General features: G+C 72.9%; 26 protein-coding genes. 6 read left to right on the forward strand and 20 right to left on the reverse strand.

Annotated features, from left to right (window positions below):
- Window positions 1–5: 5 nt before the first annotated feature.
- The 3 genes from AB0C19_RS20915 to AB0C19_RS20925 are packed head-to-tail and all read right to left on the reverse strand — an operon-like array spanning window position 6 to window position 2,870.
- A complete protein-coding gene (locus tag AB0C19_RS20915; protein WP_357187766.1) occupies window positions 6–830 on the reverse strand; it encodes an SDR family NAD(P)-dependent oxidoreductase in 825 nt (274 codons plus the stop codon).
- Window positions 827–2,167, reverse strand: a complete 1,341-nt coding sequence (locus tag AB0C19_RS20920) for an NAD(P)-binding domain-containing protein (RefSeq protein ID WP_357187768.1) — start codon at window positions 2,165–2,167, stop codon at window positions 827–829. The genes AB0C19_RS20915 and AB0C19_RS20920 overlap by 4 nt, the downstream gene beginning before the upstream one ends.
- Before the next feature lie 55 nt (window positions 2,168–2,222).
- Window positions 2,223–2,870 (reverse strand): TetR/AcrR family transcriptional regulator, encoded by a 648-nt coding sequence (locus AB0C19_RS20925; RefSeq protein WP_357187770.1) that lies wholly within the window; start codon window positions 2,868–2,870, stop codon window positions 2,223–2,225.
- 57 nt (window positions 2,871–2,927) lie between these two features.
- Here AB0C19_RS20925 and AB0C19_RS20930 point away from each other — a divergent pair, with 57 nt between their 5' ends.
- The 3 genes from AB0C19_RS20930 to AB0C19_RS20940 all read left to right on the forward strand — a co-directional run bounded on the left by AB0C19_RS20930 (window position 2,928) and on the right by AB0C19_RS20940 (window position 6,040).
- Window positions 2,928–4,286, forward strand: a complete 1,359-nt coding sequence (locus tag AB0C19_RS20930; protein WP_357187772.1) for an MFS transporter — start codon at window positions 2,928–2,930, stop codon at window positions 4,284–4,286.
- A 26-nt stretch (window positions 4,287–4,312) separates the two neighbouring features.
- On the forward strand, window positions 4,313–5,467 hold the full coding sequence (locus AB0C19_RS20935) for a hypothetical protein (protein WP_357187774.1): 1,155 nt from the start codon (window positions 4,313–4,315) through the stop codon (window positions 5,465–5,467).
- Window positions 5,468–5,698: 231 nt separating this feature from the next.
- Window positions 5,699–6,040: an RNA polymerase-binding protein RbpA gene (locus AB0C19_RS20940; RefSeq protein ID WP_357187776.1), complete on the forward strand. Its 342-nt coding sequence runs from the start codon at window positions 5,699–5,701 to the stop codon at window positions 6,038–6,040.
- 86 nt (window positions 6,041–6,126) lie between these two features.
- Here the strand turns inward: AB0C19_RS20940 and AB0C19_RS20945 are convergent, their stop codons facing one another.
- The 9 genes from AB0C19_RS20945 to AB0C19_RS20985 form a co-directional block, all read right to left on the reverse strand.
- Entirely contained in the window at window positions 6,127–6,657 is a 531-nt protein-coding gene (locus tag AB0C19_RS20945) for an FxsA family protein (RefSeq protein WP_238681388.1), read from the reverse strand.
- Window positions 6,658–6,725: 68 nt separating this feature from the next.
- Window positions 6,726–7,535, reverse strand: coding sequence for a polyprenol monophosphomannose synthase (locus AB0C19_RS20950; RefSeq protein ID WP_357187778.1), 810 nt, complete (start codon window positions 7,533–7,535; stop codon window positions 6,726–6,728).
- Between the two features lie 34 nt (window positions 7,536–7,569).
- Window positions 7,570–9,231: an apolipoprotein N-acyltransferase gene (gene lnt / locus AB0C19_RS20955; RefSeq protein WP_357187860.1), complete on the reverse strand. Its 1,662-nt coding sequence runs from the start codon at window positions 9,229–9,231 to the stop codon at window positions 7,570–7,572.
- Between the two features lie 522 nt (window positions 9,232–9,753).
- The gene (locus AB0C19_RS20960; protein WP_357187781.1) at window positions 9,754–11,091 is read right to left on the reverse strand and encodes a glutamate mutase L; all 1,338 of its coding nucleotides are present in this window, start codon (window positions 11,089–11,091) and stop codon (window positions 9,754–9,756) included.
- On the reverse strand, window positions 11,088–11,483 hold the full coding sequence (locus AB0C19_RS20965; RefSeq protein WP_357187783.1) for a hotdog domain-containing protein: 396 nt from the start codon (window positions 11,481–11,483) through the stop codon (window positions 11,088–11,090). The genes AB0C19_RS20960 and AB0C19_RS20965 overlap by 4 nt, the downstream gene beginning before the upstream one ends.
- Window positions 11,480–12,235, reverse strand: coding sequence for an OAM dimerization domain-containing protein (locus AB0C19_RS20970; protein WP_112587992.1), 756 nt, complete (start codon window positions 12,233–12,235; stop codon window positions 11,480–11,482). Before AB0C19_RS20970 ends, AB0C19_RS20965 begins: the two co-directional genes overlap by 4 nt.
- Window positions 12,232–13,791 carry a lysine 5,6-aminomutase subunit alpha gene (locus tag AB0C19_RS20975; RefSeq protein WP_357187786.1) on the reverse strand — a complete coding sequence of 520 codons (1,560 nt, stop codon included), beginning with the start codon at window positions 13,789–13,791 and terminating at the stop codon, window positions 12,232–12,234. Before AB0C19_RS20975 ends, AB0C19_RS20970 begins: the two co-directional genes overlap by 4 nt.
- Window positions 13,788–15,353, reverse strand: coding sequence for an amidohydrolase (locus AB0C19_RS20980; RefSeq protein ID WP_357187788.1), 1,566 nt, complete (start codon window positions 15,351–15,353; stop codon window positions 13,788–13,790). Before AB0C19_RS20980 ends, AB0C19_RS20975 begins: the two co-directional genes overlap by 4 nt.
- 4 nt (window positions 15,354–15,357) lie before the next feature.
- Window positions 15,358–16,407 carry a zinc-binding alcohol dehydrogenase gene (locus AB0C19_RS20985; RefSeq protein ID WP_357187862.1) on the reverse strand — a complete coding sequence of 350 codons (1,050 nt, stop codon included), beginning with the start codon at window positions 16,405–16,407 and terminating at the stop codon, window positions 15,358–15,360.
- Window positions 16,408–16,560: 153 nt separating this feature from the next.
- Here AB0C19_RS20985 and AB0C19_RS20990 point away from each other — a divergent pair, with 153 nt between their 5' ends.
- Window positions 16,561–17,952: a lysine 2,3-aminomutase gene (locus AB0C19_RS20990; RefSeq protein ID WP_357187790.1), complete on the forward strand. Its 1,392-nt coding sequence runs from the start codon at window positions 16,561–16,563 to the stop codon at window positions 17,950–17,952.
- A gap of 58 nt (window positions 17,953–18,010) precedes the next feature.
- Here the strand turns inward: AB0C19_RS20990 and AB0C19_RS20995 are convergent, their stop codons facing one another.
- The 3 genes from AB0C19_RS20995 to AB0C19_RS21005 are packed head-to-tail and all read right to left on the reverse strand — an operon-like array spanning window position 18,011 to window position 20,228.
- Entirely contained in the window at window positions 18,011–19,069 is a 1,059-nt protein-coding gene (locus tag AB0C19_RS20995) for a hypothetical protein (protein WP_357187792.1), read from the reverse strand.
- A complete protein-coding gene (locus AB0C19_RS21000) occupies window positions 19,069–19,632 on the reverse strand; it encodes an RNA polymerase sigma factor (protein WP_357187794.1) in 564 nt (187 codons plus the stop codon). Before AB0C19_RS21000 ends, AB0C19_RS20995 begins: the two co-directional genes overlap by 1 nt.
- Before the next feature lie 47 nt (window positions 19,633–19,679).
- Window positions 19,680–20,228, reverse strand: coding sequence for a helix-turn-helix domain-containing protein (locus AB0C19_RS21005; RefSeq protein ID WP_357187796.1), 549 nt, complete (start codon window positions 20,226–20,228; stop codon window positions 19,680–19,682).
- 113 nt (window positions 20,229–20,341) lie between these two features.
- Here AB0C19_RS21005 and AB0C19_RS21010 point away from each other — a divergent pair, with 113 nt between their 5' ends.
- A complete protein-coding gene (locus AB0C19_RS21010; RefSeq protein ID WP_357187798.1) occupies window positions 20,342–21,286 on the forward strand; it encodes an NADP-dependent oxidoreductase in 945 nt (314 codons plus the stop codon).
- A 3-nt stretch (window positions 21,287–21,289) separates the two neighbouring features.
- Here AB0C19_RS21010 and AB0C19_RS21015 read toward each other — a convergent pair whose 3' ends face one another.
- On the reverse strand, window positions 21,290–21,952 hold the full coding sequence (locus AB0C19_RS21015; RefSeq protein WP_145788528.1) for a polysaccharide deacetylase family protein: 663 nt from the start codon (window positions 21,950–21,952) through the stop codon (window positions 21,290–21,292).
- A gap of 458 nt (window positions 21,953–22,410) precedes the next feature.
- Window positions 22,411–22,605, reverse strand: coding sequence for a CsbD family protein (locus tag AB0C19_RS21020; RefSeq protein WP_088989634.1), 195 nt, complete (start codon window positions 22,603–22,605; stop codon window positions 22,411–22,413).
- 157 nt (window positions 22,606–22,762) lie between these two features.
- Between AB0C19_RS21020 and AB0C19_RS21025 the strand changes: the two genes are divergently transcribed.
- The gene (locus tag AB0C19_RS21025; protein WP_357187801.1) at window positions 22,763–23,374 is read left to right on the forward strand and encodes a histidine phosphatase family protein; all 612 of its coding nucleotides are present in this window, start codon (window positions 22,763–22,765) and stop codon (window positions 23,372–23,374) included.
- Here AB0C19_RS21025 and AB0C19_RS21030 read toward each other — a convergent pair.
- The 3 genes from AB0C19_RS21030 to AB0C19_RS21040 form a co-directional block, all read right to left on the reverse strand.
- Window positions 23,304–23,810: an Lrp/AsnC family transcriptional regulator gene (locus tag AB0C19_RS21030; protein ID WP_357187803.1), complete on the reverse strand. Its 507-nt coding sequence runs from the start codon at window positions 23,808–23,810 to the stop codon at window positions 23,304–23,306. The genes AB0C19_RS21025 and AB0C19_RS21030 overlap by 71 nt on opposite strands.
- 106 nt (window positions 23,811–23,916) lie before the next feature.
- Complete coding sequence (locus AB0C19_RS21035) at window positions 23,917–25,059, reverse strand: acyl-CoA dehydrogenase family protein (protein ID WP_357187805.1); 1,143 nt, start codon at window positions 25,057–25,059, stop codon at window positions 23,917–23,919.
- Window positions 25,056–26,171: a Xaa-Pro peptidase family protein gene (locus AB0C19_RS21040; protein WP_357187807.1), complete on the reverse strand. Its 1,116-nt coding sequence runs from the start codon at window positions 26,169–26,171 to the stop codon at window positions 25,056–25,058. Before AB0C19_RS21040 ends, AB0C19_RS21035 begins: the two co-directional genes overlap by 4 nt.
- Window positions 26,172–26,201 lie beyond the last annotated feature (30 nt).

The raw sequence follows: 26,201 nt of genomic DNA on the forward strand, positions 1-26,201 counted from the left end.
GGTGCTCAGTGCCCCCGATGGCGGCCGAGCATCCCGGCGGCCAGCGGCGCGGCGTCCAGGTCACCGGCGGCGAGCCGGGCGGCGAGGGTACGGCGCACCAGCCGGTCGGCCAGCGCGGGCGCGTGCCGGCCGACGGCCATCTCCAACCTGCCGCGTGCGGTGGTGGCCACGTCCCGGGGCGCCCGTCGGGCGGTGGCGGTCCGCAGGATCGCCGCGACCACCCCTTCGACGGGCTCGGGGCGCGACACCCCTCGCAGGGACAGCCCGGCCTCGGCGGTGCTGTCGTGGATCGGTGAGGCGACCATGCTCGGGTAGACGACACTGACACCGACGTGGGTGCCCACCTCGTGGCGCAGCGCGTCGGCGTAGGCGACCAGGGCCCGCTTGCTCACCCCGTACGCGGCGGCGAGCGGCAGCGGCAGCACCGCCATCCGACTGGATACGAAGATCACCCGTCCGCGTGCGGTGACCAGCGGGGGCAGCGCGGCGGCGGTGGTGCGCCAGGCGGCGAGCAGGTTGACCTCCAGTTGCCGGCGGACCACCTCGTCGGGCGGCAACTCGGCCGGAGCGGGACCACCGACCCCGGCGTTGTTGATCAGCAGGTCGAGCCCGCCGAGTCGGTCGACGGCGGCCCGCACCGCCGCCGGCACGGCGTCCGGGTCGGTCAGGTCGCAGCCCAGCACCGGAACGTCGTCGTCGGGACGGGCGTGCAGGTCGAGCCCCACCACCCGGGCGCCGGCCGCGCTCAGGGCGGCGCCGAGGTGGCGGCCGAAGGTCCCGCTCGCCCCGGTGACCAGCACCCGCCGACCGGCAAGTGTTCGGTCCCTCACCGGGGTGCCCCCACCGGGGGCGTCGCGCCGGAGCGGGCGCGGCGGGTCCCGGCGGTCAACTCCCTGGCCAGCTCGGCCAGGTAGACGTCGAAGTCCACCCGCATCGCCGGGCGGCGCTGACCCCAGCGGGCGGTAGCGGCCCGCAGTTCGGCCCGGCACGCGGCGCGCTGTCGCTCCGGGTCCGGCAGCGCGTACCGGCCGGCGACGTGCGCCGCGATCAGCTTGGCCTGCGCCTCGACCAGGGGGAACGCGGAACCGGTGGACTGCATCAACCCGACGAAGCTCAGCCCGGGGGCGTCGGGGTGGAACACGTGCCGGTACAACGGCAGGGTGTCGGCGCCTCCGGCGAGCAGCGCCGGGTCGAGGAACGGGACGTCCACCCGGTAACCGGTGCACCAGATGATCAGGTCGACGCTGTCGCTGCGGCCGTCGGTGAACTCCACCCGGTCGCCGTCGAGGGCGGCGACGCCGGGTCGGGCCTCGACGTCACCGTGGGTCAGCCGCGACAGCAACCCGTCGGAGAGCGTCGGGTGGTCCTGGAGGAAGCCGTGCGTCGGTGCGGGCAGCCCGTAGCGGGCGGGGTTGCCGACGGTGGTGCTCAGCATCGTCTGGCTGATGCGTTGGCGCAGACGCCACGGCAGCCGGCGGGCCAACGCTCCGTTGAGGGTGTCCGAGGGGCGCCCCAGCAGGTACTTCGGCACCACCCAGACACCCCGGCGCAGCGACAGCAGGGTGCGGGTGGCGGCGTACGACGCGTCGACGGCGATGTCCATCGCGGAGTTGCCGCCGCCGACGACCAGGACCCGCCTGCCGGCCAACTGCTCCGGGCCCCGGTAGTCGTGACTGTGGATCTGCTCGGCGGTGCAGGTGCCGGGGTAGCCGGGGTCGGGCCGCCGGGGCACCCGGTTGTGCCCGTTGGCGACGACCACGGCGTCGACGGTGACCTCGACCGGGCCGGTCGGGCCGCTGGCGGTCACCGTCCAGGTGCCGTCGGGGTGCTGGGTGACCCGCTCGACGGTGTGGCGCAGCCGGATGGTGTCGGCCAGCCCGAAGCGTGTGGCGTAGTCGGCGAGGTAACCGGCGACACGACGGTGGTCGGGGTAGTCGGGCCAGTCGGTCGGCATCGGGTGGTCGGCGAACTGGGTGCGACCACGGCTGGTGTTGAGGTGCAGCGTGCGGTACGCGGGCGAGTCGGGTGCCCCGTACACCCAGAGGCCACCGACCTGCTCGGCGGCCTCGAAGCCCACAGTTGGCACGTCGGCGTCGCGTAGTGCCTTGACCGCGGCGAGGCCGGCGGCGCCGGCCCCGATCACCGCCACCCGCTGTGGTACGCCCATTGCCGCCCCCATTAATCCAACGTCCGATGGATAATCGTCGCGTGGCGGCGGCCCGTCAAGGGGTCGGCGATCCGTACAGGCCGTCGAGCAGGCGATGCACGAACGCCCGGAACTCGCGCCGTTCCCGAGCGCCGGGCGCGCCCGCGGCCAGCGCCACCACGTGCCCGTGCGTCGCCCACACCAGACTCCGCACGGTGATGTGCGGGGTCGGCTCGGCCAGCGCGCCGGTCGCCGCGGCGGCGGTGAGCAGCTCCGCGACCAGCCGGTACAACGGATCGGCGTAGCGCTGGTCGAGCTCGGCGTGCCGCTGCGGTTCCAACCAGCGGCGCAGCCACAGCGCTGTGGTCTCGGGGCGGTCCTCAAGGAAGTCGACGAAGACGTCGACCAGCTCGTGCAGGGCCCGTCGTGCCGCGTCCGGACCGGCGTCGAGAGCGACACGGGCCTGCTCGGCGGCGTCGGTCAGCACGTCCCGCTCGGCGGCGAACACCCGGGCGAAGCACGCGTCGTAGAGCGCCGCCTTCGTACCCGTGTGGTGCGCGACGGTGGCGACGTCGACGCCAGCGGCGGCGGCGACCTCGCGCAGCCCGACGGCGTCGAAGCCCCGCTCGGCGAAGAGCGCGGTCGCCGCGGTGAGCACCACCTCGCGGGTCGGCCGGCTCTCGTCGCGGCGGGGCCGACCCGGGCGGCGGCGGGGCATGGTCATGGCCGCCATTCTGCCCCTAGAATCCAGCAACCGTTGGATTGCGGAGAGGATGCGGCGATGACCGGGCTGGACCGGCGGCCCGCGGCCGCCACCGACGCGACGCTGCCGCGCGGGCCCCTGGCGGGCTTCGCGGCCGGCTCGCTCGGCATGGGTGTCTGGGTGACAGTGCCCGGCCTGCTGCTGCTCTACTTCCTCACCGACGTGCTGGCCGTCGGGCCGTGGCTGGCCGGCCTGGCGCTGCTGCTGCCGAAGATCGCCGACGTGCTGCTGCACCCCTGGGTGGGGCACCGGGCCGACGTCGAGCAGACCCGACGCGGCGACCGTCGTCGCCTGCTGCTGCTCGGCTGCGCCCTGCCTGTCGCGTTCGCCGCGCTCTTCGCGGTGCCCGGCGGCCTGACCGGCGCGCCGGCGGCGGCGTGGGTGGCGGTGTTCTTCATAGCCGGCAACCTGCTCTTCGCCGCCTACCAGGTCCCCTACCTGTCCACCCCGGCCGACCTGCGCATCGGCTACCACGAACGCACCCGGCTGATGGCGTTCCGGATGGTGGTGCTCACCCTGGGCATCCTGGTCTCCGGCCTGCTGGCCCCGCTGCTCACCGGCGGCGACGCCGCGACGCGGGACGGCTACCAGCGGATGGGCGTGGTCCTGGCAGTGGGAATGCTGGTGGCCATGCTGGTCGGTGTCGCCGGCATCGCCCGGCTGCGCGGGTCCGCGCCGGCCAGCGCCGCGTCCGGGCACGGTGGGTGGCGGGCATTGCGCACGGCGCTGCGCGATCCGCAGTTCCGGTGGCTGGTCGCCGCGTACCTGGCGATGTCCACCACCACCCACCTGGTGCTCGCCGGGGTGCCCTACTACGCCGAGTACGAGTTGCGCGCGCCCGGTCTGACCACGGTGCTGGTGGCCGCGTTCGTGGCGCCGGCGCTGCTGGTCACCCCGGCCTGGCTGGTGGTGGCCCGACGCGTCGGCAAGCAGCGGGCGCTGCTCGGTGCGCAGGGCGCGTTCGCGATCGGTTCCCTGGTGCTGGCGGTGGGCCGACCGGCCGGCCTGCCGGTGCTGGTCGCCGCGGTGGCGGTGCTCGGGGTCGCGTTCGCCGGCATGCAACTGCTGCCGTTCTCGATGCTGCCCGACGTGATCCGCGCCGCCAGCAACGCCGGCAGCACCGGGGCCGGCACCTACACCGGGGTGTGGACGGCCACCGAGGCCACCGGCGCGGCCCTGGGCCCGTACGCGTACGCGCTGTGCCTGACAGTGGGCGGTTTCGTGGCGTCGGGCGCCGGTGAGTCGCCGGTGCAGCCGGACGCCGCGCTCGCAGCGGTCCGTTACGGCTTCGGGTTGCTGCCGGCGGTGGCGATGCTCGTGGCGCTGCTGCTGCAACGCCGCTACACCCTGGACGCGACGGCCCGGGCGGCGAGCTGATCGTCCGGCACTAGACTTCGCCCTCGATGGACGCCCAGCCCAGCACCACCGAGACCCGCCCGTGTGCCCACTGTGGAGCGCCGGTGCCGCAGCGAGTCGGCGCGGGCCGACCGTTTCGCTACTGCCGCGACAACGACGGCGCCTGTCAGCGCGCCTCCCGCAACAGCCGGATGCGCCACCGCAACGCCCCCGGTCTGCCCGGGCAGGTCGCCCGCACCTGGGAGGCGGTGGACCGACTCGACCAGATCGTCGAGACGTTGACCGAGTCGCTGCACGCCGAGTTGTCCCCGGTGGGTGTGCAGCGGCAGCTCGCGCAGGTCCGCGCGGAGGCCACCACCGAGATCGCCGCGGCGCAGACCGAACGCGACGAGGCCCGCGACGACGCCGAGATCGCGGCGGCCGACGCGGCGCGCGCCCGCGAGCAGGCCCGCGAGGCCCGCGCCGAGGCCGACGACGCCCGCCAGCGCGCCGAGCTGGCGCAGCGGCAGGCCACCACCGCAGACGAGCGGGCACAGCACGCCGAGGCCGCCCGCGACCAGGCACGCCACGATGCCAGCGCCGCCGAGGCGCTGCGCGCCCAGGCCGAGCGTGACCGCGACCAGGCCCGCGTCGAGGCGCGGGACCTGCGCACGGAGCGCGACGCCGAACGGCAGCGGGTGGCCGACCTGAGCGTGGAACGCGACGCGCTGCGCGCCGAGGCCGAACGGGCCAGCCGGGCCGCCGCCGAGGCGACCGAGCGGGCCGGGCGGTGGCAGGGCGAGGTGCAGGACGTCCGGCGACAGATCGAGCAGTCCCGCGCCGACGCGGCGCGGACCCGCGCCGAGGCCGCCGACGCCGCCCGGGCGCGCGAGCAGGCCGACCGGGCCCGCGACCGCGCCGAGGTCGCCGCCCGGCAGGCCGACGGCGCCCGGCAGGAGGCCGCGGAGCTGGCCGCGCGGCTGCGCGCGGAGGTGGAGGCCCTGGCCGCCCAGCGCGACACGCTCACCGCCGAGCTGACAGTGGCCCGGCAGGCCGCGGCGACCGCCGAGGGTCACCGCACCGCCCTGACGGTACGACTCGACGCCGCCGAGACCGACCGGGACCTCGCCCAGCGGCGGGTGGCGCAGCTCGGCGACCAGGTCAGTGACCTGGCGTTGGCGCTGGCCCGCCTCGGCGCCGCCACTCCCAGCGAGGCCACCTGATGATCGTGGCGCAACCTTAGGTAGGCTCGGGCGGTTAACCACCCCGGTGGCGGCGGACACACACCGTTGTCCCGACCCGCCTGGGGATCACCTCACCGGGTGACTGTCCCGGCCGGCTACCCTTGGTCCCGGCCCACCCGTGGATGCCTCACGCCCTCGGGCGGGAATGGCTCGACGGGGACGCACCGTTACACCCAGAAGACCAGCACCACGAACGAGGGGAAGTCGATCATGGGCGAGCGTATGCTGCGCGGAAGCCGCCTTGGCGCGGTGAGCTATGAATCCGACCGCAACACGGAGCTCGCGCCGCGTCAGACCCGCGAGTACCTCTGCGCCAAGGGCCACCAGTTCGAGGTGCCGTTCGCCGTCGACGCCGAGGTCCCGACGACCTGGGAATGCAAGTTCGACGGCAGCGTCGCCCGACTCGTCGACGGCAGCGAGCCGGAGCAGAAGAAGGCCAAGCCGCCGCGTACCCACTGGGACATGCTTCTGGAGCGGCGTTCCATCGCCGAGCTGGAGGACATCCTGGAGGAGCGCCTACAGGAGGTTCGGACCCGCCGCGGCCGCGTCTGAGCCGCACGACGCACGATGACGGCGCCCCCGGGGTTCTCCCCGGGGGCGCCGTCGTGTCTGTCTTCAGCGGTGTAGCTGGCCTGGTCTCAGTGCCGGCCGGGTTCGACGATCTCGCCCTCGATGGCCCGACCGCCGTCGACCACCACCGGCTGTTCCGGCTGTGGAGTCGGTTGCGGGGTGGGTTGCGGCGCACCTTGGCGCACCCGCACCGTGCGGGGCCCGAACAGGTCACCGGCGACCATCGACGACACCCGCCGCTCGGTGGCGCGGCGCACTCCGGCGCGGGCCAGTCGACGCACCGGCGGCACCAGCAGCAGCAACCCGACCAGCCCGCTGACCAGGCCGGGAACCGCCAGCAACAGCGCTCCGGCCAACCCCACGAGCCCGTCGGTCACCTGCCCACCCGGGGGTTGCCCGGCCGCCGCAGCGGCGCGGAACCCACGCCAGGCGCGCATCCCCTCGCGGCGCAGCAGCACCAACCCCAGCAGGGACGCGGCGAACACCAGCAGCACCGCCGCGCCGAACCCCAGCGCCCGTCCCACACCGACGAACACCGCCAGCTCCAGCACCACCGCCAGCAACAGGGCCAACGGTACGAACCTCAGTCCTCGGCGCATCTCACCTCATCGCCATTCCTGCGGACACCACGGACGTGTCCCGCTCATCCAGCATGACACGGCCGCGCTCACGGCCACCGTGCCTGGCCGGTGGCGGTGCCGTGCAGGCCCCGGCGCACCGCCTGACGCCGGTCGCGCACCCCCCAGGCGGTGATCCGCCACAGCGCCTCGGCCACGATCTTCGGACTCATCTTGCTGTCGCCGCGTTCCCGCTCGGCGAAGGTGATCGGCACCTCGACGATCCGCACCCCGGCCCGGTGCGCCAGCCGCGACAGCTCCACCTGGAACGAGTAGCCCTGCGAGGTCACCGACTCCAGGTCGATGGCGTCCAACGCGCTGATCCGGTACACCCGGTAACCGCCGGTGGCGTCCGAGACGGGCATGCCCAGCGCCAGACGCGCGTACAGGTTGCCGCCACGCGACAGCAACAACCGCCGCAGCGGCCAGTTGAGCACCCGCGCGCCACTGGTCCACCGGGAGCCGATCACCACGTCGGCGTCGCGAGCGGCGTCCAGCAACGCCGGCAGGTCCTCCGGGGCGTGCGAGCCGTCCGCGTCCATCTCCACGACCGCCTGGTAGCCACGCTCGCGCGCCCACCCGAACCCGGCCAGGTACGCCGCACCGAGGCCCTGCTTGCCCTGGCGGTGCAGCACCTGCACGTGCGCGTCGCCGTCGGCGAGGGCGTCGGCGATCGCGCCGGTGCCGTCGGGGCTGTTGTCGTCGGCGATGAGGATCCGCACCGCCGGGGCGGCCCGCCGGACCCGGCCCACGATCACGGCGATGTTGTCGGCCTCGTTGTAGGTGGGTATCACCACCAGAACCCGGCCCACCCCGGGCACCTCGTCCGCGCGTCGGATCGTATCGGTCGCCTGGATCACGGTTCCTCCGCTCCCGCCGGCGTACCGGCTGTTGCTATCCGGGCCTGACCCGCTGCCGCCGGCGCAGCATCGCCGCGCCGACCAGGGCCGCCGCGGCCAGCGCGGCGAACGCCACCTCGGGCCACCAGCCGAGGCGGGTGGCGAGGGTGCGTCCGTCGTCGAGCCGCAACTGCCGCACCACGACCTCCCGGGTGTTGAACCCGGTGGCATCGCTTACCCGCCCGTCGGGTGCGACGAACCCGGACACCCCGACCGTGGAGGCCATCAACGCCGGCCGTCCGTGCTCGACCGCCCGCAACCGCACCATGGCCATCTGCTGGCGGGCCTCCGCCACGTCGAAGGTGGCGTTGTTGGTCTGCACCACCAGTAGTTGCGCCCCGCCGGTGACGGTGTCGCGGACCACCTCGTCGTAGGCGACCTCGAAGCAGATCACGTCACCGAGCACGACGGGGCCGGCGCGTACCACGCCCGGGGTGCTTCCGGGCACGAAGTCGCTGCGGACCAGGTCGACCTTCTTGCTGACCATGCGGGCCACGTCGCGCAGCGGCACGTACTCGGCGAACGGCACCGGGTGGCGTTTCGTGTACAACTGCCCGAGGTCCGGACCGGTGCCGGGGCGCCACAGGATGCCCGCGTTGCGGACCTGCCCGGCGTCGGGGCCCAGCAGCACCGCGCCGACCAGGATCGGCGCGCCGATGGTGTCGGCGGCCTGGGAGATGCGCGCACCGGCGGTGGGGTTGCGCAGCGGGTCGATGTCGCTGGAGTTCTCCGGCCACACCACCAGGTCGGGTCGCCGCTGTTGCCCGGCGGCGACCTGCCCGGCCAGTTCGATGGTGGCGTCGACGTGGTTGTTGAGCACCGCCTGCCGCTGGGCGTTGAAGTCCAGGCCCAGCCGAGGCACGTTGCCCTGCACGATCGCCACGGTGACGGTGTCGCCGGACCCGGCGGTGGCGACCGGCACCAGCAGACCCCCGACGGTCAGCGCGACGGCCACGACGGCCGGTACGACCACTGGCGTCCACCGCCGCGCCGCCGCACCCCCGGGGCGTGCCGGGCCGTCCAGCGGGCCCTCAGCGCCCGGCGCGGCGTCGCTCGGGGCGGTGGTGGGCTCAGCTACGCGGCGTTGGGCGGTGACCCAGCCCCGCCAGACGGCGGTGACCAGCAACCCACCGATGAGGGCCACGACGAAGGTGACCAACGGGGCGCCGCCCAGCGCGGCCAGGCGCAGCAACGGTGAGCCGTCCTGGCTGAACGCCAACCGCCCCCACGGGAACCCGCCGAACGGGGTGCGGTCGCGCAGCGCCTCCTGCCCGACCCAGAGCAGCCCGGTCAGCGCCGGCCACGCCCAGCGGGCGCGGTCGACCAGCGGCGACACCCAGGCGGTGGCCGCGCCCAGCAACGCCAGGTAGCCGGCCTGCAGCAGCGACAGCAGCACCCACGGCAGGTAGCCGGTGTGCAGGTTCGTCCAGGCCAGCAGCGGGGCGAAGAACGCCACACCGGTCAGGAAGCCCAGGCCGGCGCCGGCGCGCAACCGCCGCCGGTGCGCGGCGGCGGCCAGCAACGCCACCCCGACGGGCGCGAGCGGCCACACCCCGTACGGGGGGAACGCCACCAGCAGGGCCAGCCCGGCGGCCACGGCCAGGGTCACGGCGACCCGCAGCGGCAGCGGCCGACCGGGAACGACCGGCCGGGGCAGCGCCGCCGGCGTGTGGGTCTCGTCCCGGTCCAGGGTCGTCACCGCTTCACCTCGATCACGGGGCGAAGGTTACCTGGCTGGCGGGTGCACCGGCCGCGTCGGGCCGTCGGGGCACGAACCGCCCGGGGAACATGAAATCGGGGCGCGGCTCGCGCCGCGCCCCGATGCTCCCAGGCCCTTCCCGGCCGGTGTGGCGAGGATGGGGCACGACGACCTTCGGACCGACCGGACGTGGACTGGCTGCCCCCGCCGGGCCGTTGTCTACTGGCCGTGCACCTCACCCTGCCCGTACACCGGTAACCGCGGCCGGTTCGCGCCGCCCCGCCGACCCCCGCCCGCTGGACCTGGCCGCCGCGACGATGACGCTCAAAAATGTCGCTCGGCCAGCGGACGAAGGGACGAAGCGAACAACAGCCGCTTCCCGTGGTAGGACTCAAAGACGGTACGTGCCGACCCCCGTCGGTTGTCAACCCGCAGCCGGCCTGTCGTGTGTTGCGACACGGCGTGTCGGGTCGGCGAGTCTCAATGCGTCCGCAGATGCTGACGCAGCAGCGCCTGCGCGGCCCCCCGGTGTTCCTCGGCGAGCAGCCCTCCGGCGGCCAACACGTAGTCGGCGTCGACCACCGCCGCGGCGGCGCGCGGCAGCGCCCACCCGCCGGCGTGGTCGGCCAGGACCGCCGTCAGCACCCGCCCGGACACGTCCGCCGGCGAGTGCCGCAGCACCCCACCGGAGCCCACCAGCATCCGCACGTCGCGCAGGTCCCGCCCGGCCCGCTCACCGGTGGCGGCGCCCCGGGCGTGCCGGCGCAGCGCCACCGTCGCGGCGAGGGTGGCGATGCGCCGGTCCACGGCCCGCTCGACGTCGTCGACGGCCAGCAACGCCGGGTCGGCCGCGCGGCGCGCCGCCGCGGCACCCAGATCGTCGGCCTCACCGTCGGCGAGCAGCCGCTCCTCCGCGGCGGCCCGCACCACCCCGGGGGCACTCCACCGCATGCCCAGATCGCCCTCCACGGTGCGGGCCCGCCACAGACTGCCGGCGACCTCCCGGCCCGGCCCGGTGGCCCGCTCGTCGGGCGTGAGCACCGAGTACACGTCGGTGGTGGCCCCACCCACGTCGACCACGGCCAGGTCACCGCCGAGGGTGTCGGCGAGCACCTCCACACCGGTGAGCACCGCGTCGGGGGTGGCCGCCCGCACCAACCGTGCGAACCGGGCACCCCGCGACAGTCGTTTACCACCGATGACGTGGCGCAGGAACACCGCGCGGATCGCCGCCCGCGCCGACGCGGGGGCGAGCACCCCGATGCGCGGCAGGACGTTGTCGGCGTCGGTGACCGGCACCCCGGCGTCACGCAGCAACCCGGTGAGCTGCTCGCGCACGTCGGCGTTACCCGCGTACACCACGGGCCGGCGCCACCGGGCCCGCGTCAGGCGGGTGGCGTTGTGGGTGACCGTGTCGGCGTCGCCGCCGTCGGTGCCGCCCACGAGCAGCACCACGTCCGGGCGGGCCGCCCGCAACGCCGTCAGGTCGGCGGCACCGAGCCGACCGGCCGCGACGTGCACCACGTGCGCGCCGGCGGACAACCCGACCCGCCGGCCGGCCTGCGCGGTGACCAGCGGCTCGTAGCCGATCACGGCCAGCCGAAGACCACCACCGGCCGACGAGCACACGTACCAGGGCATCTCGCGCACGCCGAGCCCGGCGGTGGCCGCCGCGACCGCGGCGTCCAGGCCGTGCAGCACGTCGGTGCCCACAGTGGTGGGCGCCGACGCCGCGCCGGCCAGGACACCGGCGGCAAGGTCCACCACCGCCACCTTCGTGTACGTGGAGCCGACGTCGGCGCAGACCGCCAGGGTCACGACTTTCCGGCGGGGACGACCACGGTGCCGGTCGCGGTGACCGCCACGATCGGCGGGTCGAGGACCTCCGCGGCGGACGCGGAGCGCTCCGGTCGGCCCCGGCACACCACCGCGCAGCTCAGCTCCAGGGTGCGGCTGCGGGTGCCCACCCGCGACACCTGCGCGGTGACCTCGATGACGTCCCCGGCGTGGATGGGCGCGTGGAAGCGCACGTCGGCGTACCCGGCGAACAGGCCCTCGTCGCCGTCGGTGCGGATGCACACCTCGGTGGCGACGTCGCCGAACAACCCGAGGGCGTACGCCCCGTCGACGAGGTTGCCGGCGTAGTGGGCGTGCGAGTACGGCACATACCGCCGGTGCGTCACCGTCAACCCGAGCCGTGCGTCGGTCATGCCATCGCCTTCCGTTGCGTGATCAGGGCGTGCACGAGGTAGCTGGCCACCTCGCCGGGCGTGGTGCCCCGACCGAAGATCCGGTCCACGCCCAACTCGTCGGTCATCGTCTCGTCGAAGCGGGGACCACCGACGATCAGCAGCGGACGCCGCCCCGCCGGCATCGCCTCCCGGAACGCCGCGGACATCTCCCGGGTGTTGTGCAGGTGCGCGTCGCGTTGGGTGACCACCTGCGACACGAGCACCGCGTCGGCCTTCTCCGCCCGGGCGGTCTCCACCAACTCCGGCACGCTGACCTGCGCGCCCATGTTGGTGACCTTCAACTCCCGGTAGTACTCCAGGCCCTTCTCCCCCGCGATGCCCTTGACGTTGAGGATCGCGTCGATGCCCACCGTGTGCGCGTCGGTGCCGATGCACGCCCCGACCACTGACAGCTTGCGCCGCAACCGCTGCTTGATCACCGTGTTGACGTCCTTCGCCGACAGCAACGCGAAGTCGCGTTCCACCACCTGCACGGCGCCCAGGTCGACCAGGTGGTTGACCCGCCCGTAGACGACGAAGAACGTGAACCCGTCGCCCATCGGCTTGGCGTGCACCACCATCGCCGGGTCGATACCCATCTTGTTGGCCAACTGCACCGCCGCGCCCTCGGCGCGCTTGTCGTGGGCCACCGGCAGGGTGAACGACACCTGCACCATGCCGTCACCGGTGGTGTCCCCGTACGGGCGCACGATCTGCTTCTCCCCGCTCACGCCGCCGCCTCCAGGATGTCGGTGGCCGGGTTGCAGTAGTCGGCCTCGTGCGCGGCGACCCCGGACAGGCCCTTGCCGCGGTCCGCGGGCCGCTTCATGATCCCGAAGGTGCCCTCGGCGATCGCCGTGAGCAGCGTCTGCTCCCCGATGCGGTCCAGCAGGTCCAGTGCCTCACCGAGGACCTGGTTGGCGCGGCGGCGGATGAACCCGCCCGGCGCCGGCACGAAGTCCTCGTGCAACCCACCGGCCGCGCCGAGGACGTAACGCACGTTCTGCAGGGCGATGTCCCGGTCGGACAACCACGGCGTCACCACCGCCTCGGTCATCATCCCCACCAGCAGGATGCCCTGACCGGTCAGCGCGCCGGCCAGGTTGAAGAACCCGTCGAGCAGGTTGCCCCGGAACACGTCACCGGTCATGTGCTTCGTCGGCGGCATCCACTTCAACGGCGCGTCGGGAAACAACTCCCGGGCCAGTAACGCGTGCGCCAACTCCAACCGGAACGACTCCGGCACCTCCGGGTTGATCTCGAACGCGTGCCCCAACCCCAACTGCCAGTCCGCCAACCCCGCCTCGTGGGCGAAGAACTCGTTGAGCAGCTGCGACACCGTCACCGTGTGCGCCTCGTCGACAGCGTCGGCGGTGGTCAGGTAGTTGTCCTCACCGGTGTTGATGATGATCCCGGCGCGGGCGTGCACCTGCCGGGAGAACCGCTGGTCGACGAACGTGCGCACCGGGTTGATGTCGCGGAACAGGATCCCGTACATCGAGTCGTTCAACATCATGTCGAGGCGTTCCAACCCGGCCAGGGTCGCCATCTCCGGCATGCACAGCCCGGACGCGTAGTTGGTCAACCGCACGTAGCGGCCCACCTCCTTCGACGACTCGTCCAACGCCGCGCGCATCAGCCGGAAGTTCTCCTGGGTGGCGTACGTGCCGGCGAAACCCTCCCGGGTCGCGCCCTCGGGCACGTAGTCCAGCAACGACTGCCCGGTGGAGCGGATCACCGCGATCACGTCCGCACCGGCCCGCGCCGCCGCCTGCGCCTGCGGAATGTCCTCATAGATGTCGCCGGTGGCGACGATCAGGTAGATCCACGGCCGCTGCGCCGGGTCGCCGTGGCGCTTCACCAGCCGGTCCCGCTCGGCGCGCCGCCGGTCGATGCGCCGAATACCCGCGCCGACAGCCTTACGCGCCGCCGAGCGGGCCGCCGTGGCCGCCCGCCCGGCGGGCTGGGTGAACCGCACCGACCCGGCCGCCGCCTTCTGCGCCAGCAACGTCACGTCGGTGCTGCCCTCACGGACCAGGGCGTCGAACACCGGCACCGCCACCCCGTGACCCAACCCCACGTCCGCAGCGACCGCGTCGACGAGCCGGTTCACCCACGGAATGCCGTCCGGGTCGGCGCCGGTCACCCCGGCCAACCGCAGGACCGCCCGCTCCACCGACACCGTGGTGTGGCTGCGCGCCAGGTCCACCACCGGCTGCCCGGCCCGACGCGCCAACTCCCGCGCCCGTGCCACCAGCACCGGATCAAGATCAAGCTTCCCGGTCATGATGACCCTTCCTCGTAGATGACCTCACCGCGCAGCACCAGACGCCGACACACCGGCAACGGCGTCGGGTCCTCCGGACCCCGCGCCTCCGGGTCCTCGGCCTGCAACACCGGCAGACCCCGCTCCACCCCCGCCGGCGTCGACCACACCGCGAACGTCGCCGGCGCACCCAACGCCAGGACCCCCTCGACGTCCAGGTGCACCGCCCGCCACCCACCCCGGGTGTGCGCCGCGAACGCCGAACGCACACTCATCCGCTGCGCCGGGTTGTGGTGCGCCACCGCCGCCCGCACCGAACCCCACGGGTCCAGCGGCGTCACCGGCGAATCCGACCCGAACGCCAACGCCACCCCCACCGAGTGCATCGCACCCATCGGGTTCGACTCCAACGCCCGGTCCAACCCCAACCGCGTCTCGTACATCCGGCCCGCGCCACCCCACAACCGGTCGAACGCCGGCTGCATGCTCGCCACCACCCCGTACTCCACGAACCGCGCGATCAACGCCTTGCTCATGATCTCCGCGTGTTCGATGCGGTGTCGGGCCGCGCGCAGCCGCTCCACCCCCACCGTCCGCGCCGCCGCCGCGAACCCGTCCAGGACGGTGCCGATCGCCGCGTCACCGATGGCGTGGAAACCGCCCTGCATGCCGTACGCCGCGCAGTCCAGCAGGTGATCGCGGACCTGCTCGACCGACAGGTACCCGTGCCCGCAGCCGTCACCGTCGCCGTACGGCTGCGACACGTGCGCCGTGCGCGAGCCCAACGCCCCGTCGGCGAACAGGTCCCCGCCGGCGCCGACAGCGCCCAACTCCCGGGCCCGCGCCGCGCCACCCAACTCACCCCAGTACCCGTACACCTCCGGCAAACCCGCGCCGGAGATGCCCAGCAGACCGGTGAAGTCCTCCTCGTCGGAGATCTCCGGGCCACCACACTCGTGCACCGCCGCGATCCCCAACGACGCCGCGTGGGCCAGGGCCACCCGCTGCGCCGCGACCCGCTGCGCCCGACTCACCGAGGCCTGCGCGGCCGCCCGCACCACGTGGTGCGCGTCGCGCCGCAACCAGCCCGACGCGTCGTACCCGGCCGCCTGCGCCGCCTGCGGGCACGCCGCCAGCAACGCCGACGACACCAACGCCGAGTGGATCGACGCCTGCGACAGGTACACCCGCCGACCACCGGCCGCCCGGTCCAGCGCCGCGGCGTCCGGCAACGTCGGATCCGACCAACCCGACTCGTCCCAGCCGTGCCCCAGCACCACCGCGTCCGCCGGCAGACCCGCCGCGAACCCCGCCACCGCGTCGAGCAGCTGCCCCGCCGAGCGCACCCCGGACAACGCCAACCCCGACAACGCCAACCCGGTGTCGGTGGCGTGCACGTGCGCGTCGACGAACGCCGGCGTCACCAACGCCCCGCCCAGGTCCACCACCCGGTCGGCCGGCGGCGCGTCACCGTCGGTCCCCAACCAGGCAATCCGCCCACCGGACACCAGCAGCGCGGTGGCGCTCGGGTCGGCGGGGCAGTGCAGCACGCCGCCGCGGTACAACGTCGAGGGGTTCGTCATGACCTCAGTGTGCCGCGACCCGCGCCGCGAACAGCTGACGCACCCCAGGCTCGGCCCGCAGCAGCCCCAGCGCCAACTCCGCGTGCCCCGGCACGTACCCGTTGCCCACCAGCATCGTCACGTCCGCCGCCAACCCCTCCGCGCCCAACGCGGCAGCGGAGAAGCTCGTCGCCATCGAGAAGAAGATCACCGTGCCGCCGTCGGCGGTGGCCAACACCGCCCCGTGCTCGCACCCCGGCACGTCCACGCAGACCACAGTCACGTCCGCCGGCACCCCCAGCGCGGTGGTCACCGCAGTGGACAACCCCACCGGGTCACGCGCGTCGGCCAACGCCACCACCGACGCCAGATCGGCTGCCGTCAGCGCGTCGCGCTCCGCCGCCACCGGAACCACCCCGACGGTACGCGCGGCGCCCGCCCGTCGCGCCGCGGCGAGTGACAGCGACCCGCTCTTACCCGCCCCACCGATCACCGCGACCCGCACCGGCGTCGGATCACCGCTACGGCGACGCTCCTCGACGTAGCGCGACACCACCCGGGCGGTCAGCGCGGGCGCCCCGCACACGTCCAGCACGGCGAGCGACAACTGCGGGTCCTCGTCGTCGGGCAGCACAGCGGCGATGGAGCGCGCGAACAGGATCGCCCACCCGTCACAGGGCACCTGCTCGCTGCGCCCGTCCCAGCGGGCCAACCCATCGGTGATCACCAGGGGCGTCAACGTCAACGACACCAGGGTCGCGACCCGCTCCCCCGCCCGGAGCCCCAGCGGGGACCGTCGACCGGCCTCCTCGACAGTGCCGATCAGCATCCCGCCGGAACCGGTCACCGGGTTCTGCATCTTCCCCCGGGTCGCGATGATCTCCAGCACCTCGGCGCGGACCGCGTCACCGTCGCCGCCGTGCTTCTCCGACAACTGCCGGAAGCTCGCCGCGTCCAGGTTGAGTCGCTGCACCCGGATCCGCACTTCGTTCGGCGCGATCGCCGCCGACGTGTCCAGGCGCCAGGCCGCCTGCGGCAGCACCCCCGCCGGCTGCACGACGCGGTGCAGTCCCACCGGTGACGTCACGCCAACCTCCCCCTGCCAGCCGCCCGAAGCCCCGGTCAAGGCTCGCGTAACGGGAAAACTTACGGCAGACTAGTTTCTGTACCGAATATTTTCCAGTAGCCTTCGGGCTTCGATGATCAGCCGTAACACCGAGGAGGGGCCGTGACCCAGACCATCCCGCACCCCCGTCACGTCCCGGCCGCCACACCGACCGCCGGGCAGCCCTACGAGTACCACCGCCGCCCCCTGGTCGAACCCGACTGGACCCGCTTCCCCGGCTGGCGCCACGTCACCCGCGACCAGTGGGAATCCGCCCAGTGGCAGCGCGTCAACTGCGTCAAGAACATCAAGCAGCTCCGCGCCGTCTTCGGTGACCTGATCGACGAAACCTTCTACGCCGACCTCGAAGCCGACCAGTCGGCCATGGCCACCATGTCCATGCTGGTGCCACCACAAATGATCAACACGATGGTGCCGTTCGCGACCCTCACCACCGAGGCGCTGCTCGCCGACCCCATCCGCCGCTACATGATCCCGGTCGCCTCCGACCGACGCACCGACTGGCCCTCACACCCCTACGCCAGCCGCGACAGCCTCCACGAGCACGACATGTGGGTCGCCGAAGGGCTCACCCACCGCTACCCCACCAAGGTCCTCGCCGAACTGCTCTCCACCTGCCCCCAGTACTGCGGGCACTGCACCCGCATGGACCTCGTCGGCAACTCCACCCCCGCCGTCGACAAACTCAAACTCACCCTCAAGCCCGTCGACCGCTACGACGCCCACATCGCCTACCTCAAGACCCACCCCGGCGTCCGCGACGTTGTCGTCTCCGGCGGTGACGTGGCCAACGTCCCCTGGCGCAACCTCGAGTCGTACCTCATGCGCCTGCTGGAACTGGAGACGGTCCGCGACATCCGGCTCGCCACCAAGGCCCTCATGGGCCTGCCCCAACACTGGCTGCAGCCCGACGTCGTCGAGGGCCTGGAGCGGGTGGCCCGCACCGCCGCCCGCCGCGGCGTCAACCTCGCCATCCACACCCACGTCAACCACGCCCAGTCACTCACCCCACTGGTCGCCAAGGCCGCACAGACCGCCCTCGACGTCGGCGTCCGCGACGTCCGTAACCAGGGCGTCCTCATGCGCGGCGTCAACGCCACCACCCCGGAACTGCTCGACCTCTGCTTCGCCCTGCAAGGCGAAGCCGGGATCCTGCCGTACTACTTCTACATGTGCGACATGATCCCCAACGCCGAACACTGGCGGGTCCCGGTCTGGCACGCCCAGCAACTCCAGCACGACATCATGGGCTACCTCCCCGGCTACGCCACCCCCCGCATCGTCTGCGACGTCCCCTTCGTCGGTAAGCGCTGGGTGCACATGCTCACCGACTACGACCGTGAGCGCGGCATCTCCTACTGGACGAAGAACTACCGCACCTCCATCGAATCCGCCGACCTGGAGGCGCTCAACAAGCGCTACGCCTACTACGACCCGATCGACACCCTGCCCGCCGACGGCCAGCAGTGGTGGAACGACCACCGCGACGACTGACCCACCGACGACGACACCCCCGGGGAGACCACTCCCGGGGGTGTCGCGCACTCCGTGGTCAGGCGCAGCCCAGACCCTGCGAATAGCTTGCCCGCAACGTCCCGGCCGCGATCTCGTCGGCGTACTCCCAGAACACCTCTGGCCAGTCGCCGGCCTTGTCCATGTCCCGCAGCATCCGCCACCCGTGACTGCTCCGCAACGCGTCGGCGGCCCGCCGCACCCCGGCCTCGTCCCCGCTCGCCCTCGCCCGCTGCCACTCCGCGATCCACCCGCAGCCGACCCGGGACGTCACACCCACACCGAAATGGTACGAGTCACTCACACCAATGTCCTCCAACGCCGCGACGTCGAACCCGGGCGGCAGCGGCACGTCGGCGAGCACCTTCGCCGCCCGCTCCCGCACCGGCATGACCATCTCCGCCGGAAGCGCGGCCAACCACGTCCGCGCGTCCACCCGGACGATGTCCGCGAGAACCCGAGCGAATTCCTTACGCGACCAGTCCCCGGAGGTCCTCATCTCCACGAACATGTCCTCGCGGGGACGCGTCAGCACCGCAAAATCACTGCCGGAATACTCGAACAGGTCACCCGGCCAGCCATCGACCCGCACCGACTTCGGCCGATTCACCTGGAGTCGATCGGCATAACGACCCGCATAACCGGACGCCGGATACCAGTTCATCTCCAACTCTTGCCCACCCCGGCGAAAACGGATCATGCCCAGCTCCTCGGTGAACCCCGACAGATCAGTCACCTTCCAGCCAGACCGATCGATCAGCAGCCGCGGGTTCCGCTGCGCCGCCGCCATCACCAACGGCGAAAAGACGACCCCCTCGGCCGGGGCGACGATCGGAGAAACCCCACCGCCCTCGGCCTGCCCCCGCAACACCATGGAGGCCGGCACGACGCTCATGAGCACCGCTGCCGCCGTCACCACGCCTGCGAAGCGACGCACCCGCAACCGCCGCCGCGGAATCCTGGCGACGCTCTCGACCCCCGACTCGGACACGATCTCCTCCAAGAGGGTTCGCTTCACCCCTGCGAGGTCCCCGACGCCACCGAGCCCACCCGGGTCGGCATCCCGAACCAGCCGGTCAACACGCTCATCGCCGCTCATCAGTCCTCCGTACGGGTAGGCGCGGTCAACACATCCAGCACATGTCCGGGCGGCCCCGGGTCGTCACCGACCAGCCCCCGCAACCTCGCCCGCGCCCGCGCCAGCCGGGTCCGCACCGCGGCAGGAGTCGCCCCCAGCACCGCGGCCACCTCATGCGGCCGCAGCCCCTCCCACACGGTGAGCATCAGCACCTCCCGGTCCACCTCGGCCAGACCCGCCAACGCCGCCCGAACGGCAAGCCGCTCCGGCACCTCACTCCCCGGATCGGCGACCCAAACCACGATCTGCTGGCGCAACCGCTCACCGAGGCGCTGCCGGCGAACGCCACCACGATGCTGGTTGGCCAACACCCGCCGGGCCACCCCGTACAGCCACAGCCGAGCCTCACCGCCGACCGGAATGTCCTGCCGGCGACGCCACGCCACCAGGAAGGTCTCGGCGACGACGTCGGCCGCATCCTCCGGATGCGCGACCCGACGCAACGCGTACGCCAACAACGCCTCGAAGTCCTCGGCGTAGACCCACCGGAAGCGGTCCTCGTCCTGCTCTGTCCCTGAGCTCACATCCAGTCCATGTCCGCTGCGACGACAACTGTGACAGCCCACACCGGTCAGGCGCGGATACCGGCGAGCACCAGATCGGCGACTCGACCGATCACCCGGGCGCTCGTCGCCGCCGGCAACCGCCGAAGCGACGCGATGGCCAACAGGCCTGCCCGCACGTCGTCCGCGTCGACGCCGTCGCGCAGCACACCCGCCGCCCGAGCCCGCCCGACCAGCACGTTCAACGCCTGCGCGTGCTCCCGCCGCTCCCGCTGAAACGCCGCACTCACCTCACCCGGCCCCAACAACGCCTCGTTGAGCGCCCGGTCATGGATCTGCCGCTCGGCGAACTCGCGCACCACGCCGGACAGCGCCCGCCACGGGTCCGGGTCGTCGAGCGCGCGGCGCATCCGCACACCGCAGTCGTCCACCCGCTCGGCCAGGACCGTCGCCACCAACTCCGTACGCGTCGGGAAGTGCCGGTACAGGGTCGCCACACCCACCCCCGCCCGTCGCGCCACCTCCCGCATGGGCACCTCGAGCCCCGCCGACGCGAACGCCTCCCGTGCCGCCGCCACCACCCGGTCACGGTTGAACCGGGCATCGGCACGCTGCATCTGAGACATCTCCGACCGGCCTCCCTCTCACTTGACCCCACAGCGGAACGCCTGCTCCGTTTCCGGCCTACGGTACGACCATCACCCCGTCTTCCCAGGCAGAGGAGCCCCTGATGTTCGCCGTGCAGTACGACCGGTTCGGCGGTCCCGAGGTACTCCACCTCGGCAGCACCGACGCACCACAGCCCCGGGCCGGCCAGATCCGCATCCGCGTCCAGGCCGCCGGTGTCTCCCCCGTCGACGTCGGCCTCCGCTCCGGCCGCACCCCGATGAGCGCCCAACTGCCGCTGCCACACATCCCGGGCGTCGACGCGGCCGGCATCGTCGACGAGATCGGCGACGACGTCGACGGCGTGACCCTCGGCGACGACGTCTTCGGCATCGTCGAGCTGGCCAGACTCGGCGGCGCGAGCGCACAGTTCGCGGTACTACAACTCTGGGCGCACAAACCCACCACCATGCCATGGGCCCAGGCGGGCGCGGCGGGCACCAGCATCGAGACCGCCACCCGGGCCCTCGACATGCTGGACCTACGGCCCGGCATGACGCTCCTCGTCGACGGGGCCGCCGGCGGCGTCGGCAGCACCGCCGTCCAACTCGCCACCGCCCGCGGCGTCCACGTCATCGGCACCGCCCGTGCCGACAACCACGACCTCCTCCGCCAACTCGGGACGACACCGGTCACCTACGGCCCCGACCTCACAGGCCGCCTCGACGCCCTGGGCGTGACCCGGATCGACCGAGCTCTCGACGTCGCCGGCGCCGGGTCCCTGCCCGAACTGCTCCACCTCACCGGCGACCCGACAGCGGTGCTCACCCTGGCCGACTTCACCGCCCCCACCCACGGCGTCCGCCTGTCCATGGGGCAACTGGCCGGCGAACCCGACGGCCGCCACGGCCTGCCCGCCGCAGCCGAACTGTTCACCGAGGGCCGGTTCAGGGTGCCCATCGAAGCCACCTTCCCGCTTGAGAAGGCGGCCGAGGCGCACCAGACGGCCGAGCACGGATCCCGCCGCGGAAAGATCGTCCTGACCGTCGACGACGTGCAGGGAAGCTGAGCCTCAGCCCTCGGCCAGCACCTCGGACAACGGCGCGGGCACCAGCCCTCGCTCCCGTAACCCCGCCAGGATGTGCGGCAACGCCTCATCGGTCATCGCCGCGTTCGCCTCGGTCACGTGCATGATCACCACCGAGCCGGGGCGTACGTGGTCCAACACCGCCCGCACCAACGGCTTCCACGCCGTCGCGAACGGATCGCCGCTCACCACATCCCCGTCGACAACTGTCACACCCAGCGGCGCCAACGCGTCCAACGCCGCCGCGTCGTGGCACAACCCCGGAAACCGGAAGTACCGGGTCTGCCGACCCCCGTACGGCGCGATCACCTCGAACGTCTTCGCCACATCGCCGGCCAGTTCGTCGACCGGCAGCCGGGGCAGGTCATAACAGTCGGCGGTGAACGCCGCGTGCCCGTAGGTGTGGTTGGCCAACTCGAAGCGCGGGTTGCCGGCGATCCGCCGGGTCACGTCCGGATACCGCTTCACCCATTTGCCGGTCAGGAAGAACGTCGCCGGCACCTGCTCGCGCTCCAGCAGGTCGAGGATGCGCAGGTTCGCGTACGACTTCACCCGGCCGGCCCGCAGGCTGGCCAACATCCCGTCGGTCATGTCCGCGTCGAAGGTCAGCGCGACAGTGGCGCCGGTGCGCGGCCCGTGATCCACCACCGGCGCCCTGCTCCCCACCCGCGTCGCCCCCGGAACAGCCGCAACCGTCGGCGTCGGGGCACCCTGTGGGGTGGCGGCAGCCGTCGGCGTCGCAACCGCCTGCGGCGCGGCCGCAGAGGCGGACGAGCCGACGAAGACCGGCCCCTCCGGCGGTGGTACCCGGGACGCCGTACACGCGACACTGCCGACAACGGCCGCCGCAACCAGTACGCCACACCACAGTGGGCGGAGCCGGGGTCGGATCACGCCGCAGATCATCGCAGACGCGAAAACGTCTCACTGCCCCGTCCACTCACGCCCGACCCGTCGATCTTGCACTTTCCGTTGTCAAGATCGGTTTGAATATCCCTTATGTCGGAGCAGTAAGTGCAAGATCGCGGCGCAGAGGGCAGCGCGGTAACCCCGGCACGACAGGTCCCCGGGCGACGGTGCGCCCGGGGACCCGTGGACCGCTCAGGTCACTTCGTGAAGGAGTCCTTCACGTTGCGACCAGCGTCCTTGACGTTCTGACCGGCCTGCTTGGCGCGCGCGTCGCTCTGCTGGCTGGCGCCCTCGCCACGCATCCGCTCGTTGTCGGTCATATCGCCGACGCGCTCCCTCGCGGCGCCGGCCATCTGCTCAACCTTGTTCTTTGCCTTCTCGGTGAAGCTCATCGCGCCTCCTCGGTCTGGCGGTTGTCCCGGCTCGCTTGCCCGGTCTCCGGGTGCCGAAACCGGCAGTGCCGGTCGGCACACCCACTAAGGCATCCTAGGAAGATAGGTAGTGGGAGGGTCGCCTGTCGGCACCGCCCCACGATGGTTAACTGACCGGATGGGAGAGCTCCTGCTGATCCGGCACGGCGAGACCACCTGGAGCGCCAGCCTGCGGCACACCTCGTACACCGACCTGGAGCTGACCCCCGACGGCGAGCGACAGGCGCGCACCCTGGCCGCGTTCCTGGCCGGCCGGCGCTTCGTCACAGTGCTGACCAGCCCCCGCTCCCGGGCGCTGCGCACCGCGCAGCTGGCCGGGCTCACCGTCGACACCGTCGACGAGGACCTCAGCGAGTGGAACTACGGCGAGTACGAGGGCCGCACCACAGTCGACATCCACGACGACGATCCGCACTGGAACATCTGGACCGACGGCTGCCCCGGCGGAGAGTCCCCCGCGCAGGTGGGCGAGCGGCTCGACCGGGTGCTGGCCCGCGTCACGCCGTTGCTCGACCGTGGCACCGTCGCGCTGGTCGGGCACGCGCACAGCCTGCGGGTGCTCGGTGCCCGCTGGATCGGCCTGCCCCCGTCCGCCGGCGGACGGCTACGCCTGGAGACCGCCACCGTCAGCGCGCTCGGTCACGAACACGGCCGGCAGGTCATCCTGCGGTGGAACCAGCCGGCTCCTCCGGCGCCCGGGACCGCGACCGACTCGGTGCCGCAGAGCTGATCTTCGGCGGCCGGTTCTCGTACGGCGTGGACAACACCACAGTCGTCCGGGTCGTGACGTTCGCCGAGGTGCGGATCTCCTGGAGCACCCGCTCCAGGTCGGTGGGGCTGGCCACCCGCACCAGCAGCAGGTAGAAGTCCTCCCCCGCCACCGAGTAGCAGGAGTCGATCTCCGGCAGGTGGGCCAGCCGCTCCGGGGCGTCGTCCGGCTGCGACGGATCGAACGGCCGGATCGCCACGAAAGCGGTCAGCGGCAGTTCCAGCGCCTCGAACGACACCCTGGCGGCGTACCCCTTGATCACCCCGCGCTGCTCCAGCCGACGGACCCGCTGGTGCACGGCGGACACCGACAGCCCCACCCGCTCGGCCAGGTCGGTGTACGACAGACGGCCGTCGGCGGTCAGCGCGGCGACGATAGCGCGGTCGATCTCCTCCACGGCGTGCAACCTACCGGGAAAACCGTCGCACGGCGACGAGGTACCCGAGTGGCGGACCGTGGTGGGCCGTGACGCACCCACCGCGGCCCACCACCACGTGCCGATGTCAGCCCTTGGCCAGTGCCCGGGAGATCACCATCCGCTGGATCTGGTTGGTGCCCTCCACGATCTGCAGCACCTTCGCCTCACGCATGTACCGCTCCACCGGGTGGTCGGCCACGTAACCCGCGCCGCCGAGCACCTGCACCGCGTCGGTGGTCACCCGCATCGCCATGTCGGTGGCGAACAGCTTCGCCTTGGCGGCCTCGATGGAGTACGGGCGGCCGGCGTCGCGCAGCCGGGCCGCCGCCAGGGTCAGCGCGCGGGCGGCGGAGATCTGGGTGGCCGCGTCGGCGAGGAGGAACCCCAGCCCCTGGAAGTCGATGATGGAGCGCCCGAACTGCTGGCGCTCCCGGGCGTAGGAGACTGCGTAGTCCAGGGCGGCCTGGGCCAGCCCGACAGCGCACGCCGCGATGCCCAGCCGGCCGGAGTCCAGCGCGGACATGGCGATGGTGAAGCCCATCCCCTCGCCGCCGATCAACCGGTCGGCCGGCACCCGCGCGTCGTCGAAGGCGATCTGCGCCACCGGGGAGGCGCGCAGCCCCATCGTCCGCTCGGCCGCCTGCGGGGTGATGCCGGCCGTACCCGCGTCGGCGAGCAGGCAGGAGATCCCCTTCGGACCGGGTCCGCCGGTGCGGCAGAAGACGTTGTAGAAGTCGGCGGTGCGGGCGTGGGTGATCCACGCCTTGGTGCCGGAGACCAGGTAGGCGTCGCCGTCGCGATCCGCCCGGGTGGTCAGCGCCGCCGCGTCCGAGCCGCCCTGGGGCTCGGAGAGGCAGTACGCGCCCAGCAACTCGCCACCGAGCATGTCCGGCAGCAGCTTGCGCTGCTCGTCGCTGCCGAACGCCGCCACCGGGTAGCAGGACAGGGTGTGCACGCTGACCGCCTCGGCGACAGCGAGCCAACGGCTGGCCAGAATCTCCAACACCTGCAGGTACACCTCGTACGGCTGCGCCGCGCCGCCGTACTCCTCGGGGTAGGGCAGGCCGAGCAGGCCGGCGCGGCCCAGTGTGCGCAGCACCTCGCGGGGGAACTCGGCGCGTTCCTCGAAGGCCGCGGCCTTCGGCGCGAGCTCGCCGTCGGCGAGCTCGGTGGCGAGACCCAGCAGGTCGTGGGCCTCGTCGGTGGGCAGGATCCGGTCGACAGTCATAGCGCGATGAGCTCCGTGGGGGTGGTGTTGAGCCGTTGCACGCCGTCCGTTGTGCAGACGACGATGTCCTCGATGCGGGCGCCGTGCCGGCCCGCCAGGTAGATGCCCGGTTCGATGGAGAACGCCATGCCGGCGTCGAGGGGTCGGTCGTTGCCGGCCACCAGGTACGGCTCCTCGTGCCCGTCCAGGCCGATGCCGTGGCCGGTGCGGTGCAGGAACGCGGGACCGTGGCCGGCGGCGGCGATCGGCGCGCGGGCAGCGGCGTCGGCCGCCGCGGCGGTGATCCCGGGCCGCACCGCCTCGACGGCGGCGCGTTGGGCGTCGCGCAGCACCGCGTAGTAGTCCAGGAAGTCGGCCGGCGCCGACCCGCCCGCCAGGTAGGTGCGGGTGCAGTCCGAGCGGTAGCCCGACGCCATGGTGCCGCCGATGTCGACAACCACCGGCTCGCCGACGCCGATCGGCCGGTCGGAGGTGCCGTGGTGCGGGCTGGCGCCGTTGGGCCCGGCCGCCACGATGACGAAGTCGACTGTGACGTGCCCGGCGGCGCGGATCGCCGCGGCGATGTCGGTGGCGACCTCGGCCTCGGTGCGACCGGGGCGCAGCCACTCGCCCATCCGCAGGTGCACCTCGTCGATCGCCGCGCCGGCCTCGGCGAGTGCCGCGACCTCCGCCGGGGACTTGCGGATCCGCAGTTCGCGCAGCACCTCCCCGGCGAGCCGTTGCGCGGCGTCGGGCAGCGCCGCGCGCAGGCCGAGGACCTGCTCGGCCCACATCCGGTCGGCGAGCCCGACCGCCGCGACCGGGCCGTCGAGGGCGGCAACGACCAGGGGGTACGGGTCGCTGCCGTCGACGTGGTCGACGATGCGCACTCCGGTCGCCGGCGCGGGGGACGCCTCGGCGGCCGGGCGTTCGAGCCGGGGCACGACGAGGGTCGGCTCACCCTCGGCGGGCAGTACCAGGCAGGTCAGCCGCTCCCCCGCGTGGGCGTCGTACCCGGTCAGATACCGCAGGTCGGAGCCGGGCGTGAGCAGCAGGGCGTCCAGACCGGCGGCGGCCGTCGCGCGCTGCGCGGCGATCAACCGATCCGGCGGATACAGCTCGTCGATTCCCACCCCGTCAGCTTAACGGTCGTTTGGGCAAAC

Origin of the sequence: Micromonospora sp. NPDC048842, from assembly GCF_040649935.1 — a bacterium.
Taxonomy (GTDB): domain Bacteria; phylum Actinomycetota; class Actinomycetes; order Mycobacteriales; family Micromonosporaceae; genus Micromonospora; species Micromonospora hortensis.

Excerpts from the sequence above, each read along its gene's own strand:
- AB0C19_RS20920 (WP_357187768.1), bottom strand. The coding sequence starts at position 2,167 with ATGGGCGTACCACAGCGGGTGGCGGTGATCGGGGCCGGCGCCGCCGGC.
- AB0C19_RS20925 (WP_357187770.1), bottom strand. The coding sequence starts at position 2,870 with ATGACCATGCCCCGCCGCCGCCCGGGTCGGCCCCGCCGCGACGAGAGC.
- AB0C19_RS20930 (WP_357187772.1), top strand. The coding sequence starts at position 2,928 with ATGACCGGGCTGGACCGGCGGCCCGCGGCCGCCACCGACGCGACGCTG.
- AB0C19_RS20935 (WP_357187774.1), top strand. The coding sequence starts at position 4,313 with ATGGACGCCCAGCCCAGCACCACCGAGACCCGCCCGTGTGCCCACTGT.
- AB0C19_RS20940 (WP_357187776.1), top strand. The coding sequence starts at position 5,699 with ATGGGCGAGCGTATGCTGCGCGGAAGCCGCCTTGGCGCGGTGAGCTAT.
- AB0C19_RS20945 (WP_238681388.1), bottom strand. The coding sequence starts at position 6,657 with ATGCGCCGAGGACTGAGGTTCGTACCGTTGGCCCTGTTGCTGGCGGTG.
- AB0C19_RS20965 (WP_357187783.1), bottom strand. The coding sequence starts at position 11,483 with ATGACCGACGCACGGCTCGGGTTGACGGTGACGCACCGGCGGTATGTG.
- AB0C19_RS20975 (WP_357187786.1), bottom strand. The coding sequence starts at position 13,791 with ATGACCGGGAAGCTTGATCTTGATCCGGTGCTGGTGGCACGGGCGCGG.
- AB0C19_RS20980 (WP_357187788.1), bottom strand. The coding sequence starts at position 15,353 with ATGACGAACCCCTCGACGTTGTACCGCGGCGGCGTGCTGCACTGCCCC.
- AB0C19_RS20995 (WP_357187792.1), bottom strand. The coding sequence starts at position 19,069 with ATGAGCGGCGATGAGCGTGTTGACCGGCTGGTTCGGGATGCCGACCCG.
- AB0C19_RS21005 (WP_357187796.1), bottom strand. The coding sequence starts at position 20,228 with ATGCAGCGTGCCGATGCCCGGTTCAACCGTGACCGGGTGGTGGCGGCG.
- AB0C19_RS21010 (WP_357187798.1), top strand. The coding sequence starts at position 20,342 with ATGTTCGCCGTGCAGTACGACCGGTTCGGCGGTCCCGAGGTACTCCAC.
- AB0C19_RS21020 (WP_088989634.1), bottom strand. The coding sequence starts at position 22,605 with ATGAGCTTCACCGAGAAGGCAAAGAACAAGGTTGAGCAGATGGCCGGC.
- AB0C19_RS21025 (WP_357187801.1), top strand. The coding sequence starts at position 22,763 with ATGGGAGAGCTCCTGCTGATCCGGCACGGCGAGACCACCTGGAGCGCC.
- AB0C19_RS21035 (WP_357187805.1), bottom strand. The coding sequence starts at position 25,059 with ATGACTGTCGACCGGATCCTGCCCACCGACGAGGCCCACGACCTGCTG.